The organism is Streptomyces sp. NPDC057099 (assembly GCF_042671245.1).
Taxonomy (GTDB): domain Bacteria; phylum Actinomycetota; class Actinomycetes; order Streptomycetales; family Streptomycetaceae; genus Streptomyces; species Streptomyces purpurascens.
In genome coordinates this window covers 63,594-79,812 of sequence record NZ_JBHUTX010000004.1, presented here as the reverse complement: position 1 = coordinate 79,812, position 16,219 = coordinate 63,594, and the positions used below count along the sequence as shown (strand labels likewise).

The following is a 16,219-nucleotide window of genomic DNA, read 5'->3' as shown; positions in this document are numbered from 1 at the left end:
GGCCGACAGTCTCTGTGGGCGGGCGTCCGGATGGGCGCCCGCCCTTCTTCATGTGCCTCTACGGGCAGGGGGTCGTGCGCGAATCGGGCAGGGCGGCGGTGATCCAGGCCCGGTCGTGGGCGATCTCCTTCTCTCCGACGCTCCAGTGGTCCGGTTCGGCCTGCCCGCCCGTGATCCCGATGAGGACGTGATCGCCCGGCCGCAGCCGGGGGTCGACCTCCTCGCTCATCGGGAACACGACCCTCTTCTGGCCCTCGGCGGGCTTGTAGGAGCGCTCCACGTCGAGGGTGACGCGGTCCTGTCCGGTGCCGGGGACGGGTTCGACCTCGGCGACGGTGCCCTCGACGACGATCCGGGCGCAGGCGAGATAGCCGGCGGCACTGAGCTTGGCGTCCTCGCTGCCGTGCTGCGTACCCGCCGCGGTATCGGCGGCCGAACTCCCCTCCGAGTCGCCCCCGCTCCCGGCCCCGCCCTGCACGACAAGCCACCCCATGCCCACGACGACCGTGGCGGCGGCAGCGGCGACGAGACCGCGCAGGGCGATGGAGACGGGCCGGGGACGGCCACGCCGCGCCCTGACAGGCAGCACCCTCACCGCCGAGTCGGCGGGCGCCCCCGGCCCGGCGCCGTGCGCGGCACCCCGCGGGCCTGCTGTCGGCCCTGCCGCCACGGTTCGCCCCGCCGGATCTGCCGCTTCCCCCCGATCCTCGACCCGGGCCTCGTCGCCGTGCGCCAGCGCGTCCCCCAGCAGCGTGAGCTGCTCCCGCAGCAGGGCGACGTCGGTCGCGGCCGCGCGGTGGGCGGCCAGGTAGTCGGTGTCCCGGCGGGCGGCCTCCGGTACGGGGTCGCCGAGGATCGCGGCCATCAGCGCGTCCATGCCGTCGTACTCGGCACCGCCACAGCCGTCACTGCCGTCACGCCGGACGGCGTCGTTCTCGTTGTTGTCGTTCCGGGCGGTCACGTCACACCACCTCGTCCTCGTGCAGGCGGGCGCGCAGAGCCCGTACCGCCGTGTGCAACCTGCTCTTGACCGTGCCCTCCGGGACGCCGAGCTGCTCGGCGATGGACCGCACGGGCAGATCGGCGTAGAAGCGCAGGACGACGACCTGACGCTGGGCGTCGGGCAGCTCGTCCAGGCCCTGGGCGACGGCGGCGGACAGCACGCTGGTGTCCTCGCCGGAGGGGTGGGCCGTCGGCTGACGCAGGGCGGCCAGCCGCTCCCCGAGCCGCTCCTGGCGGCGCTTGGCCCGGTGCCAGTCCATGGCCAGGTTGGAAGCGACGACCGCCGCCCACGCCGAGACGTCCCGCGGCGCCTCCCGTCCGCTCGCGGCCCGCTCCAGCAGCCGTAGCCGGACCTGCTGCACCCCGTCCGGCAGATCCGCCTGCGGCACCCCGCCCAGCGCGAGCACCGCCCGCACCCGGCGTTCCTGCGCCGCGTCCAGCGGATCAGCCTCGCTCTGCGGATCGTCGCCGGCGTGCGTCCCCCGGCCGCGCCGGGCCCTTCCACGCAGCAGCACAAGCCACCCCCTCGCCGTGTTTCTCCTACGACGCCGGTCCGGCCCGGAACGTTCGGCCGTCTCCGAGGGATTTCCGGCAGGACGGCCGAGGTAACGGCAGAGGTATACGTCACACTCCCGTGTGGCGGAGTGAGGGAGGGGCAGGTGAGCTTGCGGCGCACGACCCCTGTCGAACGAATTTCTCCAGCTCAGAGCGGTTGACACCGCAGGTCCGCAACCGAGGAGCGGGACACCTCGTCCCACTCACCGGACGGCGCGGGGAAAGAAGTGGACAGATGGGCCGTGGTCGGCCGCATGATGGAAAAGCCTCGGCCAAGCAACGAGCATGTGAAGAGACGCAGGAGAGGGAGTCACCGTGAGGGTCGGAATCGTCGGAGCCACCGGACAGGTCGGCACGGTCATGCGCAGGATCCTCAAGGAGCGGAACTTCCCCGTCACCGAGCTGCGCCTCTTCGCCTCGGCCCGCTCGGCGGGCTCGGAGCTGGACGGCGTGACGGTGGAGGACGCGGCGACCGCCGACTACACCGGCCTGGACATCGTGCTGTTCTCCGCGGGCGGTGCCACCTCCAAGGCGCTGGCCGAGAAGGTCGCTTCCCAGGGCCCCGTCGTGATCGACAACTCCTCCGCGTGGCGCAAGCACCCCGAGGTGCCCCTGGTCGTCTCCGAGGTGAACCCGCACGCGATCAAGGACCGCCCCAAGGGCATCATCGCCAACCCGAACTGCACGACGATGGCCGCGATGCCGGTCCTGCGTCCGCTGCACGACGAGGCGGGCCTGGAGGCCCTGGTCGTCGCCACGTACCAGGCGGTCTCCGGCTCCGGTCTCGCGGGCGTGGCCGAGCTGCACGGCCAGACGCAGAAGGTCGTCGCCGACGCCGACCAGCTCACCCATGACGGCGCGGCGGTCGACTTCCCCGAGCCGGGCGTCTACAAGCGCCCCATCGCCTTCAACGTGCTGCCCCTCGCGGGCAACATCGTCGACGACGGCCTGAACGAGACCGACGAGGAGCAGAAGCTCCGCAACGAGTCCCGCAAGATCCTGGAGATCCCCGACCTGAAGGTCTCCGGCACCTGCGTGCGCGTCCCGGTCTTCTCGGGCCACTCCCTCCAGGTCAACGCCCGCTTCGCCCGGCCGATCTCCCCCGAGCGGGCGACGGAGCTGCTGGCGGACGCCCCGGGCGTCGTCGTCACCGACATCCCCACCCCCCTCCAGGCCGCCGGCCAGGACCCGTCCTACGTCGGCCGCATCCGCCGTGACGAGACGGTGGACAACGGCCTGGCCCTGTTCCTCTCCAACGACAACCTCCGCAAGGGCGCGGCCCTGAACGCGATCCAGATCGCGGAGCTGGTGGCGGCGGAGCTGAAGGGCTAGTCCCCGCGCACCGCACCCTCCCTGCGGACCTCGTAGAGGAAGCACCCGTACTCGACGGCCCGGACGTGGACGAGTTCCACGGCCGGGTCGTCGAGCGCTTCCGTGAGGGCCTCGTCGAGGGCGGCGGGGTCCTCGACCAGCCGGCCGCCCTGGATGCGGCCCTCGGCGGAGTAGCGGCGGACCGTGCGGTGGCTGTTGGCGAAGGGCAGGGCGTCGGTGTCCGGCCCTCCGCACTCCTCGGCGTGGATGAAGACCGGGCCCTGTTCGTCGTAGGCGCCCGGGTCGACGTCACGCTCCGACGCCCAGCGGCGCAGCGGGGCGTAGGAGACCAGGGCGATGCGTTCCCCCGGTTCGGCGCGGCGCAGGCAGCAGCGGAGCGGTGCTCCGCCCTCGGTGTCGGTGAACGGGGTGGTGGGGCGGCCCGCGTCGTCCGTCGTGCGGAGGTCCTTGAGGGCGCGCGGGGCGATGGGCAGTGCGCTGTGGTTCGTCGTCGTCATGCTCATCAGGCTCGCTCGCGCGTGGCCCTTAGCACCGGCGGATTCCGGACGTCGCCCTCCCCTCGCGGGTACTCCCGACGGTTTGGTGCGGCACCGGGACGGGGAGACGGCGGCGGTACGGGAGTTCGCCCACACCCTCGCCGCCCGAGGAGCATCCCGAGGGGTATCCCTAGGAGACGCCCAGGTCGTCGCCCGATGCGAAGCTGCCGTGGAAAGATGGCGCAACCCACCCATAACGAGGAGATGACCGCGTGCCTGGCACAAACCTGACCCGCGAAGAGGCGCAGCAGCGGGCGCAGCTGCTCGCCGTTGACTCGTACGAGATCGAACTCGATCTCTCCGGCGCGCAGGAGGGCGGCACCTACCGGTCCGTGACCACGGTGCGCTTCGATGTGACCGCCGAGAACGGTGCCGGGTCGTTCATCGACCTCGTCGCCCCGGCCGTGCACGAGGTGACCCTGAACGGGGACTCCCTCGACCCCGCCGAGGTCTTCGCGGACTCCCGGATCGCCCTGCCCGAGCTGCTCCAGGGCCGCAACATCCTCCGGGTGGTCGCCGACTGCGCGTACACCAACACCGGCGAGGGCCTGCACCGGTTCGTCGACCCGGTCGACGACCAGGCCTACCTCTACACCCAGTTCGAGGTTCCGGACGCCCGCCGGGTGTTCGCGAGCTTCGAGCAGCCGGACCTCAAGGCGACCTTCCAGTTCACCGTGAGGGCGCCGGAGGGCTGGACGGTCATCTCCAACTCCCCCACTCCGGAGCCCCAGGACAGCGTCTGGACGTTCGCGCCGACCCCGCGCATCTCGTCGTACATCACGGCGCTGATCGTCGGCCCGTACCACTCCGTGCACAGCGTGTACGAGAAGGACGGCCAGTCCGTCCCGCTCGGCATCTACTGCCGTCCCTCGCTCGCCGAGTACCTCGACTCGGACGCCATCTTCGAGGTGACCCGGCAGGGCTTCGAGTGGTTCCAGGAGAAGTTCGACTACACGTACCCGTTCGAGAAGTACGACCAGCTGTTCGTGCCGGAGTTCAACGCGGGCGCGATGGAGAACGCGGGCGCGGTGACCATCCGCGACCAGTACGTGTTCCGGTCGAAGGTGACGGACGCGGCGTACGAGGTGCGCGCGGAGACCATCCTTCACGAGCTGGCCCACATGTGGTTCGGCGACCTCGTGACGATGGAGTGGTGGAACGACCTGTGGCTGAACGAGTCGTTCGCCACGTACACGTCGATCGCCTGCCAGTCGGCCCACCCCGAGTCGCGCTGGCCGCACTCCTGGACCACGTTCGCCAACTCCATGAAGACGTGGGCGTACCGCCAGGACCAGCTGCCGTCGACGCACCCGATCATGGCCGAGATCAACGACCTGGACGACGTGCTCGTCAACTTCGACGGCATCACGTACGCGAAGGGGGCTTCCGTTCTGAAGCAGCTCGTCGCGTACGTCGGCGAGGACGAGTTCTTCCGGGGCGTGCAGTCCTACTTCAAGGCGCACGCGTTCGGCAACACGCGCCTGTCCGACCTGCTGGGCGCCCTGGAGGAGACGTCGGGGCGTGACCTGAAGGCCTGGTCGAAGGCGTGGCTGGAGACGGCCGGCATCAACGTCCTGCGCCCTCGGATCGAGACGGATGCCGACGGCGTCGTCACGTCCTTCGCCATCCGCCAGGAGGCCCCGGCCCTGCCCACGGGCGCCAAGGGCGAGCCGACCCTGCGGCCGCACCGCATCGCCGTCGGCCTGTACGAACTGGACGACGAGAGCGGCAAGCTGGTCCGCGAGGAGCGCATCGAGCTGGACGTGGACGGCGAGCTGACGGCCGTACCGCAGCTGGTGGGCAAGCGCCGCCCGGCCGTGATCCTGCTCAACGACGACGACCTGTCGTACGCGAAGGTCCGCCTGGACGAGCAGTCCCTGGCCGTCGTCACGGAGCACCTCGGCGACTTCCAGTCCTCCCTGCCGCGTGCCCTGTGCTGGGCGTCGGCCTGGGACATGACCCGTGACGCCGAACTCGCGGCGCGCGACTACCTGGCCCTGGTGCTGTCCGGCATCGGCAAGGAGTCGGACATCGGCGTGGTGCAGTCGCTGCACCGCCAGGTGAAGCTGGCGATCGACCTGTACGCCGACCCGGCCGCCCGCGAGGCGCTGCTGGCCCGCTGGACCGACGCGACGCTGGCCCATCTGCGGGCGGCGGCGCCGGGCAGCGACCACCAGCTGGCGTGGGCGCGCGCGTTCGCCGCGACGGCCCGCACGCCGGAGCAGCTGGACGTGCTGGACGCGCTGCTGGACGGCTCGCAGACCATCGAGGGCCTGGTCGTCGACACGGAGCTGCGGTGGTCGTTCGTGCAGCGGCTCGCGGCGGTCGGCCGGTTCGACGAGGCGGAGATCGCGAACGAGTACGACCGTGACCGTACGGCCGCCGGTGAACGGCACGCCGCCACCGCCCGGGCCTCCCGCCCGACCGAGGAGGCCAAGGCGGAGGCGTGGGCGTCGGTCATCGACTCCGACAAGCTGCCGAACGCCGTGCAGGAGGCGGTCATCGGCGGTTTCGTCCAGACCGACCAGCGTGAGGTGCTCGCCCCGTACGCGGACCGGTACTTCGAGGTGGTCAAGGACATCTGGGAGTCCCGCTCCCATGAGATGGCCCAGCAGATCGCCGTCGGCCTCTACCCGACCGTCCAGGTCTCCCAGGAGACCCTGGACAAGACCGACGCCTGGCTGACCGCCGCCGCCCCGAACGCGGCCCTGCGACGCCTGGTCTCGGAGTCCCGCGCGGGCGTGGAGCGCGCCCTGCGGGCCCAGCAGGCGGACGCGGCGGCCGGCCAGTAGGCAGCCGTCACGACTCAGGGGCGCCCGGCGGTCTGCCGGGCGCCCCTTTCCGTGCGCCGGACGCCCGCACCCCCGTGCCGGGCGCCCGTTCCCCGCAATGCCCCCGCTAGGGGCGTGCGCCGGGCTTGTTCACCACGCCCCAGGCGGCGCGGGCGATGACCATCGTGTCGGAGCCGCGTCCGGAGGGGCTGGGCAGCGTCTGCCCCTTGGGCGGCTCGATCGGCGCGACGTGTTCGGCCTCGCCGAGGTAGGCGTAGGTCTTCGGGTCGAAGAGGATCTCCTGTGTGCCCTGGGCGCCCGACGCAGTGCGCTCGGCGTAGTGGACGCTGACGCTGATCGCCGCACGGCCGAGGGAATCCTTGACGCCCTTCGTCACGCGGGCGTCCGGGATCTTCGCCAGTGCCCGGAACAGCCCCGCCTGGACGTTGGACGGGATGAGCACGGAACGGTAGAGGACGTGGATCTCCCGCCAGTCGCGTTCCGCGGGTGTCTCGCCCTCGATGTCGCCGATGGCGTGCTCCTCACGGATGCGCCGCATCATGCGGTCCGGGTCGTCGCCTGGCAGGGTGACGAGGAAGCGCCAGAACTGCCGCTGGGACCGGTCGTCGTAGCCCTCCTTCTTCCATTTCTCCTCCTGGTTGGGCCCGTACCAGACCTGAAGCTCGTTCGGGTCGAAGTCCGAGACGGGGCCCGACGGAGGAATGCCGGGCAGTCGGGCGTGGCCGGTGCCGTCCCAGCGGGTCCACGACTCCGAGTTCTGCGGTTCGCCCTCGAAGAAGACCGTGGTCTTTACGTACACCCACTGCTTCGGCCCGGGTTCGACGACCGGTGTCTTCTCCACGGTCGCCGCGGCCAGTTCGAGGGCGGCGGCGGAGGCCCGCGCCGACAGGAGCCGACGGCCGGCGGGGGCGTCACCGGGGAGGGTCGCGACGATGCCGCCGGTCACGGAGAGGGCCGCGGTCGCCGCGACGCCCACCAGGACGATCCGGCGACGCGGGAGGGCCTGCCACACGCCGCCCGGGGTTTCCTCCCGGAACACCTCGGTGAGCCGGACCCGAGCGGGGGCGAGGCGATCGCTGTCGGGCAGCGGGGCGTCGGCGCGCAGTTCACGGAGCGCGGTCAGCTCGTTCATGCGGGGTCACCTTCGTGTACACGGGGTTCGAGGACCGGACCGTGCGCCTCGGTCACGGCGCGCAGCTTCCTGCGGGCCCGGTTGAGCCGGGACCGTACGGTTCCCACGGGGATGTCGAGGGCCTGGGCTATCTCCTGGTAGGTGAAGTCGGCCCAGGCGAACAGCAGCAGGACGTGCCGATCCCCCACTGACAGCCTGGCCAGGGCCTCGGCCAGCGGCCGGGACGCGGCCTGTGCGGCGAGGCGGTCGTCCGCGGAGTCGGTCCAGCTCTCGGCGACCGGGTCGGTGCCAGTGCGGGCCAGGATCTTCAGGGCCCTGACCTCCTCGCGGCGGTGCCGGCTGATCTGCTTGGCGGCGATCCCGTGCAGCCAGGGACGTACACCGGCCCGCTCCGCGTCGAACCGCTCGCGTATCCGGAAGGCCGTCAGAAACGTCTCCGCTGTGACGTCGTCGGCCGCGTCCTGCCCCAGCCGCCGGGCGACGTACCGGTGGATGGCGGGCGCGTGCCGGTCGAAGAACACGGCGAAGAGCTCGGGTTCCTCGATGGACGCCGCGATCAGAGCGGCGTCGCCGTCCGCGGTATCGCCTCCGGGGGCGCCGTCCCGCGGTGAGGGGCGACACGGTGCATCAGTCATGGACGGTCCGTGGGGTGTCGTGGGCGGGCGGGTCGGTGTTCACCCGTACTTGCCCGGGAGACGGAGAAAGGTTCACGGTCCGCCCGGATGGGGCGCCGTCACCCGTCGGCTCGCACCGCTCCCCGGCTGAGACGGCGTGACGAGCGGGCAGCCGCGTCACCGGACGCTGTTCCCGGAGCGGGCGCCCGGCCGGCCGCGGTCTCCCTCAGTCGCACCGGCCAGCCCTCCGCCGGCCCTCGCTTCAAGACCCTTTGCCGCCGCGGCGCCGTCGGCCGGGCCCCGATCTGCCCCGCCACCGTCGCCCCGAACGCCAGCCCCATGCCCACCAGTTGCACGGGCGTCAGCGTCTGTCCGAGTGCCGCCCAGCCGATGACGGCCGCGGTCAGCGGGGAGAGCGGGCCGAGGAAGGTGACCTGGGTGGCGGTGAGGCGGCCGATGCCGCGGAACCACAGCCAGTAGGCGACTGCCGTGTTGGCGACGGCGAGGTAGAGGTAGCCGCCGGCCGCCCGGGCGTCCAGTGCCGGCGGGGCGCCCTCGGCCAAGAGGGCGAGCGGTGCGATGAGGAGGCCTCCCGCGGTCAGCTGCCAGGCGGTGAGGGCGAGCGGGCCGACGCCGGAGGGGCGCCCCCACCGCTGGGTGAGGACGGTTCCGGCGGACATGGAGACGGTGGCGGCGAGGGCCGCGAGCAGGCCGAGCGCGTCCAGTGCCCCGGCCGCGCGCAGGACGACGAGGCTGACGCCGAACGCGGCCACGGCCCCGGTCAGCAGCGTGCGCGGGGTCGGCCGCTGCCCGAGCAGCAGCGCGGCGAGGCCGGCCACGAAGAGCGGCCCGGCCGAGCCGACGACCGCCGCCATGCCGCCGGGCAGCCGGTACGCCGAGAGGAACAGCAGCGGGAAGAAGGCGCCGATGTTCAGCGCGCCGAGCACCGCCGCCTTCCACCACCAGGCGCCGCGCGGCAGCACCCGGGCGAGGGCGAGCAGCAGCAGTCCGGCGGGCAGGGCGCGCATCAGCCCGGTGAACAGGGGGCGGTCGGCCGGGAGGAACTCGGTGGTGACGGCGTAGGTCGTGCCCCAGGAGACGGGGGCGAGGGCGGTGAGGACGATGAGCGCGGGACGGGAGGAGGCCATGGGAGGCACCCTTCGAAGTAGGTCGATAGAAAGTAGCTTAGCCTTAAGCTACTTTCCGTCAAGCTACTTTCTTGCGGGTGACCGAGCGGCGGCCGATACTCGTGCCATGAACGAACGCCCCGAGCAGCGCAGGGACCCCGTCGACGCCATCATCGACCAGTGGGCGACGGTCCGCCCCGAGCTCGACACCCGGGCGATGGAGGTCTTCGGCCGGGTCTACCGGCTCGCCCGCGCGATGACCGACCGCCTGGACGACACCTACGGACGGTTCGGGGTCTCCCGCGGCGAGTTCGACGTCCTGGCGACCCTGCGCCGCTCCGGCGAGCCCTACACGCTCTCACCGCGCCGGCTGTCGGAGACGCTGATGCTCACCACGGGCGGGATGACCGGGCGCCTGGACAAGCTGGAGCGGGCCGGGCTGCTGCGCCGCTCCCCCGATCCGCACGACCGGCGGGGGCTTCAGGTGACGCTCACGGAGGAGGGGCTGCGCCTCATCGACGAGGCGGCCGTCGCGGGACTGGCCGTCCAGACGGAGGCCCTGTCCGCCCTCGACGAGAAACAGGCCGGCCAACTGGCCGGCCTGCTGAGGGAACTGCTGGCGGGGACGGAGGGGTCGGCCGGGCGGTGAGGACCGCCCCTCCACGATGCCCCTGATCAGGCCTTGGCGTCGGCCTTGGCCTGCGCCTTGGTGTCGATGTTGGAGCTCGTCGTGTCCTTCTTCTTGTGCGACTTGTCCCCGACCACCACCAGCGCGTGGATGACCAGGTACAGCACGATGGGGGCCACGACGAAGAGGCCCAGCGTCTCGATGACGCTCAGGCCCGGGCCGGGGTCGTCACCGTCGTCGCGGCTGACCGCGGAGGCGGGGGACGACATGAGCAGCATCATGAGCGTCGTACCGGCTGCCAGGGCGCCGGCGCGCAGGGCGTTCTTCTTGTCCACGGTGTCAAAAGTATCCAACGCCCCTCGGGGCCGCGCGCCCGGGGTGCCGTAAGAGTCGCCCTCAGCCGCCGGACGGGCCGGACGGTTCCCGCAACACGTCGATGAGGGCACGCAGTCGGGGCGACGCCGCCAGTTCCTCCAGCGTCACGGGGCGTCCCCCCGCGTCCGCGATCGGGAGCCGCCAGTTCGGGTACTGGTCCCAGGTGCCCGGGAGGTTCTGCGGGCGGCGGTCGCCGACCCCGTCCGGGAGCCAGACGCCGACCATGCGGGCCGGGGTGCGCAGCAGGAAGCGGTGGACGGCCTGGATCTCGGCCTCCTCCGAGGAGGTGTCGGTGCCGCCGCCGGTGCCGTGCAGCAGGCCGAGGCGGGCGAGCAGGGACAGCCATTCGCCGGTGTCGGCGGCGGCCTCGGCGCGCTCCTCGTCGAGCGGGCGGGCGAGCAGGCCGAGGCTGTCGCGGAGTTCGACGTGCTCGCCGGTGAGGCGGGCGGCCGTGGAGGGCAGGTCGTGGGTGGTGGCGGTGGCCAGGCAGTCGGCGCGCCAGCCATCGGGGGGCAGGGGGAGGCCGTCGCCCTCCCAGTCGCGTTCGAACCAGAGCACGGACGTGCCCAGCACCCCGCGCTCGCGCAGCGCCTCGCGGACGCCGGGCTCCACCGTGCCCAGGTCCTCGCCGATCACCGGCGCCCCGGCCCGGGAGGCCTCCAGGACGAGGACGGCGAGCATGGCCTCGGCGTCGTAGCGGACGTAGGTGCCCTCGGTGGGCGGATGGCCCTGGGGGACCCACCACAGGCGGAACAGGCCCATGACATGGTCGATGCGCAGGGCTCCGGCGTAGCGGAACAGGGCGCGGAGCAGCTCGCGGAAGGGGGCGTAGCCCGATTCGGCGAGGCGGTCGGGGCGCCAGGGCGGCAGGCTCCAGTCCTGGCCGCGCGCGTTGAAGGCGTCCGGGGGCGCGCCCACCGACATGCCGGCGGCGAAGTAATCCTGCTGGGCCCAGGCGTCGGCGCCGACGGGGTGCACGCCGACCGCGAGGTCGTGCACGATCCCGACCGGCATGCCGGCCTCGCGGCCCGCGCGCTGTGCCGCGGTGAGCTGGGTGTCGGTGAGCCAGGCGAGCCGGGACCAGAACTCCACCCGGTCCATGAGGCCGCCCCGGGCACGGTCGGTGTCGGCCGAGCGGGGGTCGCGCAGGCCGGTCGGCCAGCGATGCCAGTCCGGGCCGTGCACCTCGGCGAGCGCGCACCAGGTGGCGTGGTCCTCCAGGGCGCGGCCCTGCGCGGCGAGGAAGTCGCGGTAGGCGGCGCGTCGGCCGGGGCCGAGCGGCACCTCGCACACCAGCCCGAGCGCCTCCCGCTTGAGCTCCCACACGGCGTCCCGGTCGATCAGCGCGCCCTTCTCCAGCACCGCTTCGCGCAGCCGTCCGGATCTCTCCAGCAGCGCGCGCAGCCGCTGGGGGTCCTCGACGTACGCGGACTCGGGGATGTCCTCGATCCGCAGGTGCACGGGGTCGGGGAAGCGGCGCGAGGAGGGGCGGTACGGGGAGGGGTCGGTGGGGGCTCCGGGCACGGCCGCGTGCAGCGGGTTGACCTGGACGAACCCGGCGCCGAGCGACCTCCCGGCCCAGCCGGCCAGTTCGGCGAGGTCACCGAGGTCGCCCATGCCCCAGGAGCGGCGGGAGAGGAGCGAGTAGAGCTGGACGAGCAGTCCGTACGAGCGTCCGGGCGGCGTGGGCAGCCGGTCCGGGGCGATGATCAGGTGGGCGTCCGCGGTGCGGCCGTCGGGGGCCGTGGCGGTCAGCCGGTGGACGCCGGGCGGGAGCCGCTCGGCCGAGTCGCGCGTCTCGCCCTGCTCGGCCTCGATGCGCAGCAGGGTGCCCTCGGGGAGCGCGGCCAGGGCGGCCGGGGGGCTCACGCCCCATCCGACCACCGTGGGCGGCAGCAGTCGTGCTCCCTGTTCCCGCTCCCGGGCGGCGAGCGCGGCGCGGACGGCGCCGGGCGTGCTCGCGTCCACGCCGAGAGCGGCCAGGGTCAGGGTGACCGCGGTGGCCGAGGCCGCGACCGTACGGTCCGGGGACGGGCTGTAAGAGGTCGCTACGCCGTGCAGCACGGCGAGGCGGGACAGGTCCACGGAGGGCGGTTCGGCCGGCCGCGGTGCGGTCATCTGGGCCCCTAGGGTCTGTCGTTTGGATCAGGTCGCAGGGAACTGGCGGTTTCTCGTCAGCGCCGGTGAGCGGGGTCTGGTGCGTGCAGCTGCGAGGCGGAGGAGGGAGTCGACGCGATGGGGGTCCCTCCCGCGCGAGCGGAGCCGAGCGTGGGGGAGTCGGCGACCGACGACAACGTGGCAGATGTGCGTGCCAGACCCCGCGTCTGCGGCGTGATCCGAACGGCAGGCCCTAGATACCTGGGAAGTCCGGGATGAAGGCGGAGGGCTCGCTGGTCAGCGGGGCGGATTCGGCGAGCGGCGGCTCGCTGGTGAGGGGCTCGGCGTCAGGGAGCGGCGGCTCGCTGGTGAGCGGGGGCTCGGCGCAGGTGTTCTCGGAGCTGAAGACGCAGTAGTGGGGGTCTTCGTAGCGCGGATCGTCATAGTGGGGGTCGAGGTCGGCGGACGTGTCCGCCACGGGTTTGGACGGGGCCGGGAGCGGAAGGAAAGTCATCGCAGCCACGGGGGCCTCCTAGTCGAGCTTGTCGTGTTCAACTTTCGACGGGTTATCGCAGCCCTACCCAGTCGACGCGATGACAGACGTCCCAGCCCGAACATCGTGCTCCTGCTCACATTCCACTCCCCTCCACTCTGTCAAGATCCCGGCAAATCGGCCACAACGGCCACTCTCGTTGACACCTTCACCAAGCGGGTGGTGGGCTCGTCGTCCCGGTCGACGCATCTGTCGGACATCCGTCGGACACATCTGGAGGGGGCCTGTGGGACTGCGGCGTGGAAAGCGGGCAGTCGCCCTCGCGGTCGCCGTCGTCGCCGGAAGCCTCGGCGCCCCGCCCGCCGCGGTGGCGGCTCCGCCCGCCCCCGGCAAGGCCGCGACACCGACGCCCGACACGGCCGGAGCCGACCCCTCCGTCTGGCCGCGCCCGCAGTCGCTGCGCGCGAACGGCGCCCCGGTCGAGGTCACCGACGAGGTCGCGCTGCTCACGGACCCGTCGGCGGACCCCTACGCCGTCGAGGCCCTGCGCGCGCTGCTGCGCCAGGCCGGGGCCCGCCGCGTCACGGACTCCGCCGCGCCCGGCGCCCTGGTCGTGCGGACGGGGACGGAGCCCGTCCGCCGGAACGACCGCCGTGCCCTGCCCTCCGGGGGCTACGAGCTGTCCGTCGGCCAAGGCGGCGTCTCCCTCACCGGGGTCGGCGAGGACGGGCTGTTCCACGCCGTGCAGACGCTGCGGCAGCTGCTGCGTCCCGACGGCACGATCGCGGCGGCCGTCGTACGCGACTGGCCCGGCACCGCCGTACGCGGCATCACCGAGGGTTTCTACGGCACCGCGTGGACGCACCGGCAGCGGATGGCGCAGGTCGGCTTCATGGGGCGCACCAAGCAGAACCGTTACCTGTACGCCCCGGGCGACGATCTCTACCGGCAGGCCCGCTGGCGTGAGCCGTACCCGGCGAAGCAGCGGGCCGCGTTCCGGGAGCTGGCCGAGCGGGCCCGCGGCAACCACGTGAAGCTCGGCTGGGCGGTGGCCCCGGGCCAGGCGATGTGCTTCGCCTCGGACGCCGACGTGCGGGCGCTGACGCGCAAGCTCGACGCGATGTGGGCGCTGGGCTTCCGGGCCTTCCAGCTCCAGTTCCAGGACGTCAGCTACAGCGAGTGGCACTGCGAGGCGGACGCCGACCGGTTCGGCTCCGGCCCGCGGGCGGCGGCCGAGGCGCAGTCCCGGGTGGCGAACGCGGTCGCCCGGCACCTCGCGGAGCGGCACCCCGGCGCCGCCGGTCTGTCGCTGATGCCGACGGAGTACTACGAGGACGGCACGACCGACTACCGGCGGGCCCTGGCGAGCGAGCTGGACAAGGCCGTCGAGGTGGCGTGGACGGGCGTCGGGGTGGTGCCCCGCACCATCACGGGCAGGGAACTGGCCGGCGCGCGGGAGGCGCTCGGGCACCCGCTGGTCACGATGGACAACTACCCGGTCAACGACTACGACCCCGGCCGTATCTTCCTCGGCCCCTACCAGGGCCGGGAGCCGGCCGTCGCGACCGGCTCCGCCGCCCTGCTCGCCAACGCGATGCAGCAGCCGGAGGCGTCCCGCATCCCGCTGTTCACCGCCGCCGACTACGCGTGGAACCCGCGTTCCTACAGCCCCGGGGAGTCCTGGCGCGCCGCGATCGCCGACCTGGCGGGCGGGGACCGGCTCCGCGAACAGGCCCTGGCGGCGCTCGCCGGGAACGACGCGTCGTCGGTGCTGGACGACGAGGAGTCGGCGTATCTGCGCCCGCTGACCGAGGCGTACTGGCGGGACCGTGCCCCGGGCGGTGACGCCGCGCGGCGGCTGCGCGAGGCCTTCACCGTGCTGCGCGAGCTGCCCCGGCGGCTCTCGGACACCGCCCTCGCCTCCGAGGTCGCCCCCTGGTCCGAGCAGTTGGCCGGCTACGGCGAGGCGGGCACGGCCGCGCTCGACATGCTGGACGCGCAGCGCGCCGGGGACACGGCGGCGGCCTGGACGGCGTACCGCAGGCTGGGCGCCCTGCGGGCCGGGCTCGAGCAGGCCCGGGTCGAGGTCGGCACGGACGTCCTTGACCCCTTCCTGCAGCGGGCGCAGAAGGCGTACGCGTCCTGGGCGGGCATCGACCACGAGCCGCCCCGCAACCCCGGCGCCCCGTCGGACGACCGCACCCTGCGCTTCTCCCGCCCCCGCCCGCTGACCACCGTGACGGTCCTCACCGACCCCGGCACGGAAGGCACGGTCGAGGCACACGTCCCCGGCCAGGGCTGGCAGCCGATCGGCCGACTGTCGGGGTCGGGGGCGACGGAGGTACGGGTGCGGGCACGGGGCGACCAGGGCGCCGACGGGGGTGACGTTCCGGGCGCGGGCGAGGCAGGGGCTCAGGGCCGGGACGCCGACAGGCGGGCCGGCTCTGGCGCGGGCGACGCGCAGGCTCAAGGCCAGGACGCCGACAGGCGGGCCGGCTCTGGCGCGGGCGACGCGCAGGCTCAAGGCCAGGACGCCGACAGGCGAGGCGGTTCGGGCGAGGCGCGGAGCGGTTCGGACGCCGGCGACGCGCGGGCTCAGAGCCAGGACCCCGACGGCCGGGCCGGTTCACGCGAGGCGCCGGTCGATTCGGGCGCCGGCGACGCGCGGGTCGTCGACTCGCCCGTGGACGCCGTCCGCGTCGTCGGCCCCGCTCCGGCCCGGGTGCGTCACCTCGTCCCCTGGTTCACGGACTCCCCCGCCACCTCGCTGGAGCTGGAGCGCGACGAGGTGGACGCGGAGACCGGGCGGGCCTTGCGGCTGACGGCCGGGCTGGGCTCGCTGCGGCCCGCCGACGCCCGGGGCAGGCTCACCGTCGAGGCGCCCGAGGGCGTGCGGGTCCGGGTGCCGAAGGGCGAGCAGACCGTGAAGCGCGGCTCGACCGTGGAGGTCCCGGTCGAGGTGACCGTCGAGCGCGGCACCCCGATCCGGTCGTACGACATCCGGCTGGGCTTCGCGGGAGCGACCCGCACGCTCACCGTCCACGCCTACCCGCCCACCGGCGGCCCCGACCTGGCCCGCACCGGCACGGCGCGTTCCTCGGCCGACGAGACGCCCGACTTCCCGGCGTCGGCGGCGAACGACGGCGACCCGGACACACGCTGGTCGTCCCCGGCCGACGACGGCGCCTGGTGGCAGGTCGAGCTCCCCCGCCCGGCGCGGCTCGGCCAGGTCGCGCTGCGCTGGCAGGACGCCCACCCCTCGGCGTACCGCGTCCAGGTGTCGGCGGACGGCCGCCGCTGGCGCACCGCGGCGACGGTCCGGGACAGCCGGGGCGGCCGGGAGAGCGTCCGCATGGACGAGCGGGACGTGCGGTTCGTACGGGTACAGGGCGAGAAGCGGGCCACGCGGTTCGGGTATTCGCTGTGGTCGGCCGAGGCGTACGCCATCACGGAGTGAGCGGCCGCGCACACGCGGCACGCGATCATTTCGGCCTTTTCGGCGATCACTATTCACTCAGTACATGTACTCAGTACAT

At 73.2% G+C, this 16,219-nt stretch carries 13 protein-coding genes; 4 read left to right on the top strand and 9 right to left on the bottom strand.

Going from position 1 to position 16,219, the window contains the following annotated elements; all coding sequences use genetic code 11:
- Positions 1 to 58: 58 nt before the first annotated feature.
- Both ACFT4A_RS07215 and ACFT4A_RS07210 read right to left on the bottom strand, forming a co-directional pair.
- A complete protein-coding gene (locus ACFT4A_RS07215) occupies positions 59 to 961 on the bottom strand; it encodes a hypothetical protein (RefSeq protein ID WP_382826733.1) in 903 nt (300 codons plus the stop codon).
- A 1-nt stretch (position 962) separates the two neighbouring features.
- The gene (locus ACFT4A_RS07210; protein ID WP_382827153.1) at positions 963 to 1,514 is read right to left on the bottom strand and encodes a sigma-70 family RNA polymerase sigma factor; all 552 of its coding nucleotides are present in this window, start codon (positions 1,512 to 1,514) and stop codon (positions 963 to 965) included.
- 358 nt (positions 1,515 to 1,872) lie between these two features.
- Here ACFT4A_RS07210 and ACFT4A_RS07205 point away from each other — a divergent pair, with 358 nt between their 5' ends.
- Positions 1,873 to 2,889, top strand: coding sequence for an aspartate-semialdehyde dehydrogenase (locus tag ACFT4A_RS07205; protein WP_382826732.1), 1,017 nt, complete (start codon positions 1,873 to 1,875; stop codon positions 2,887 to 2,889).
- Here the strand turns inward: ACFT4A_RS07205 and ACFT4A_RS07200 are convergent.
- Entirely contained in the window at positions 2,886 to 3,386 is a 501-nt protein-coding gene (locus ACFT4A_RS07200) for a DUF1203 domain-containing protein (protein WP_382826731.1), read from the bottom strand. The two genes, ACFT4A_RS07205 and ACFT4A_RS07200, sit on opposite strands and share 4 nt — an antisense overlap.
- 251 nt (positions 3,387 to 3,637) lie before the next feature.
- Here ACFT4A_RS07200 and pepN point away from each other — a divergent pair, with 251 nt between their 5' ends.
- Positions 3,638 to 6,217: an aminopeptidase N gene (gene pepN / locus ACFT4A_RS07195; protein ID WP_382826729.1), complete on the top strand. Its 2,580-nt coding sequence runs from the start codon at positions 3,638 to 3,640 to the stop codon at positions 6,215 to 6,217.
- Between the two features lie 106 nt (positions 6,218 to 6,323).
- Here the strand turns inward: pepN and ACFT4A_RS07190 are convergent, their stop codons facing one another.
- The 3 genes from ACFT4A_RS07190 to ACFT4A_RS07180 all read right to left on the bottom strand — a co-directional run bounded on the left by ACFT4A_RS07190 (position 6,324) and on the right by ACFT4A_RS07180 (position 9,111).
- Entirely contained in the window at positions 6,324 to 7,349 is a 1,026-nt protein-coding gene (locus tag ACFT4A_RS07190) for a CU044_5270 family protein (RefSeq protein ID WP_382826727.1), read from the bottom strand.
- Positions 7,346 to 7,984, bottom strand: a complete 639-nt coding sequence (locus ACFT4A_RS07185; protein WP_382826726.1) for an RNA polymerase sigma factor — start codon at positions 7,982 to 7,984, stop codon at positions 7,346 to 7,348. The genes ACFT4A_RS07190 and ACFT4A_RS07185 overlap by 4 nt, the downstream gene beginning before the upstream one ends.
- A 98-nt stretch (positions 7,985 to 8,082) precedes the next feature.
- Positions 8,083 to 9,111: an EamA family transporter gene (locus tag ACFT4A_RS07180; protein ID WP_382826725.1), complete on the bottom strand. Its 1,029-nt coding sequence runs from the start codon at positions 9,109 to 9,111 to the stop codon at positions 8,083 to 8,085.
- 106 nt (positions 9,112 to 9,217) lie between these two features.
- Between ACFT4A_RS07180 and ACFT4A_RS07175 the strand changes: the two genes are divergently transcribed.
- Positions 9,218 to 9,739, top strand: coding sequence for a MarR family winged helix-turn-helix transcriptional regulator (locus ACFT4A_RS07175; RefSeq protein WP_382826723.1), 522 nt, complete (start codon positions 9,218 to 9,220; stop codon positions 9,737 to 9,739).
- A gap of 26 nt (positions 9,740 to 9,765) precedes the next feature.
- Here ACFT4A_RS07175 and ACFT4A_RS07170 read toward each other — a convergent pair whose 3' ends face one another.
- The 3 genes from ACFT4A_RS07170 to ACFT4A_RS07160 form a co-directional block, all read right to left on the bottom strand.
- Positions 9,766 to 10,053 carry a hypothetical protein gene (locus ACFT4A_RS07170; protein ID WP_382826722.1) on the bottom strand — a complete coding sequence of 96 codons (288 nt, stop codon included), beginning with the start codon at positions 10,051 to 10,053 and terminating at the stop codon, positions 9,766 to 9,768.
- 61 nt (positions 10,054 to 10,114) lie between these two features.
- A complete protein-coding gene (malQ, locus tag ACFT4A_RS07165; protein WP_382826720.1) occupies positions 10,115 to 12,211 on the bottom strand; it encodes a 4-alpha-glucanotransferase in 2,097 nt (698 codons plus the stop codon).
- Between the two features lie 232 nt (positions 12,212 to 12,443).
- Entirely contained in the window at positions 12,444 to 12,713 is a 270-nt protein-coding gene (locus ACFT4A_RS07160; RefSeq protein WP_311125744.1) for a hypothetical protein, read from the bottom strand.
- A gap of 256 nt (positions 12,714 to 12,969) precedes the next feature.
- Between ACFT4A_RS07160 and ACFT4A_RS07155 the strand changes: the two genes are divergently transcribed.
- Positions 12,970 to 16,140, top strand: coding sequence for a beta-N-acetylglucosaminidase domain-containing protein (locus tag ACFT4A_RS07155; protein WP_382826718.1), 3,171 nt, complete (start codon positions 12,970 to 12,972; stop codon positions 16,138 to 16,140).
- Positions 16,141 to 16,219: the final 79 nt, after the last annotated feature.

Bases quoted from the DNA above. Each gene is read 5' to 3' on its own strand.
- ACFT4A_RS07200 (WP_382826731.1), bottom strand. From the start codon at position 3,386: ATGACGACGACGAACCACAGCGCACTGCCCATCGCCCCGCGCGCCCTC.
- ACFT4A_RS07190 (WP_382826727.1), bottom strand. From the start codon at position 7,349: ATGAACGAGCTGACCGCGCTCCGTGAACTGCGCGCCGACGCCCCGCTG.
- ACFT4A_RS07185 (WP_382826726.1), bottom strand. From the start codon at position 7,984: ATGACTGATGCACCGTGTCGCCCCTCACCGCGGGACGGCGCCCCCGGA.
- ACFT4A_RS07180 (WP_382826725.1), bottom strand. From the start codon at position 9,111: ATGGCCTCCTCCCGTCCCGCGCTCATCGTCCTCACCGCCCTCGCCCCC.
- ACFT4A_RS07175 (WP_382826723.1), top strand. From the start codon at position 9,218: ATGAACGAACGCCCCGAGCAGCGCAGGGACCCCGTCGACGCCATCATC.
- malQ (WP_382826720.1), bottom strand. From the start codon at position 12,211: ATGACCGCACCGCGGCCGGCCGAACCGCCCTCCGTGGACCTGTCCCGC.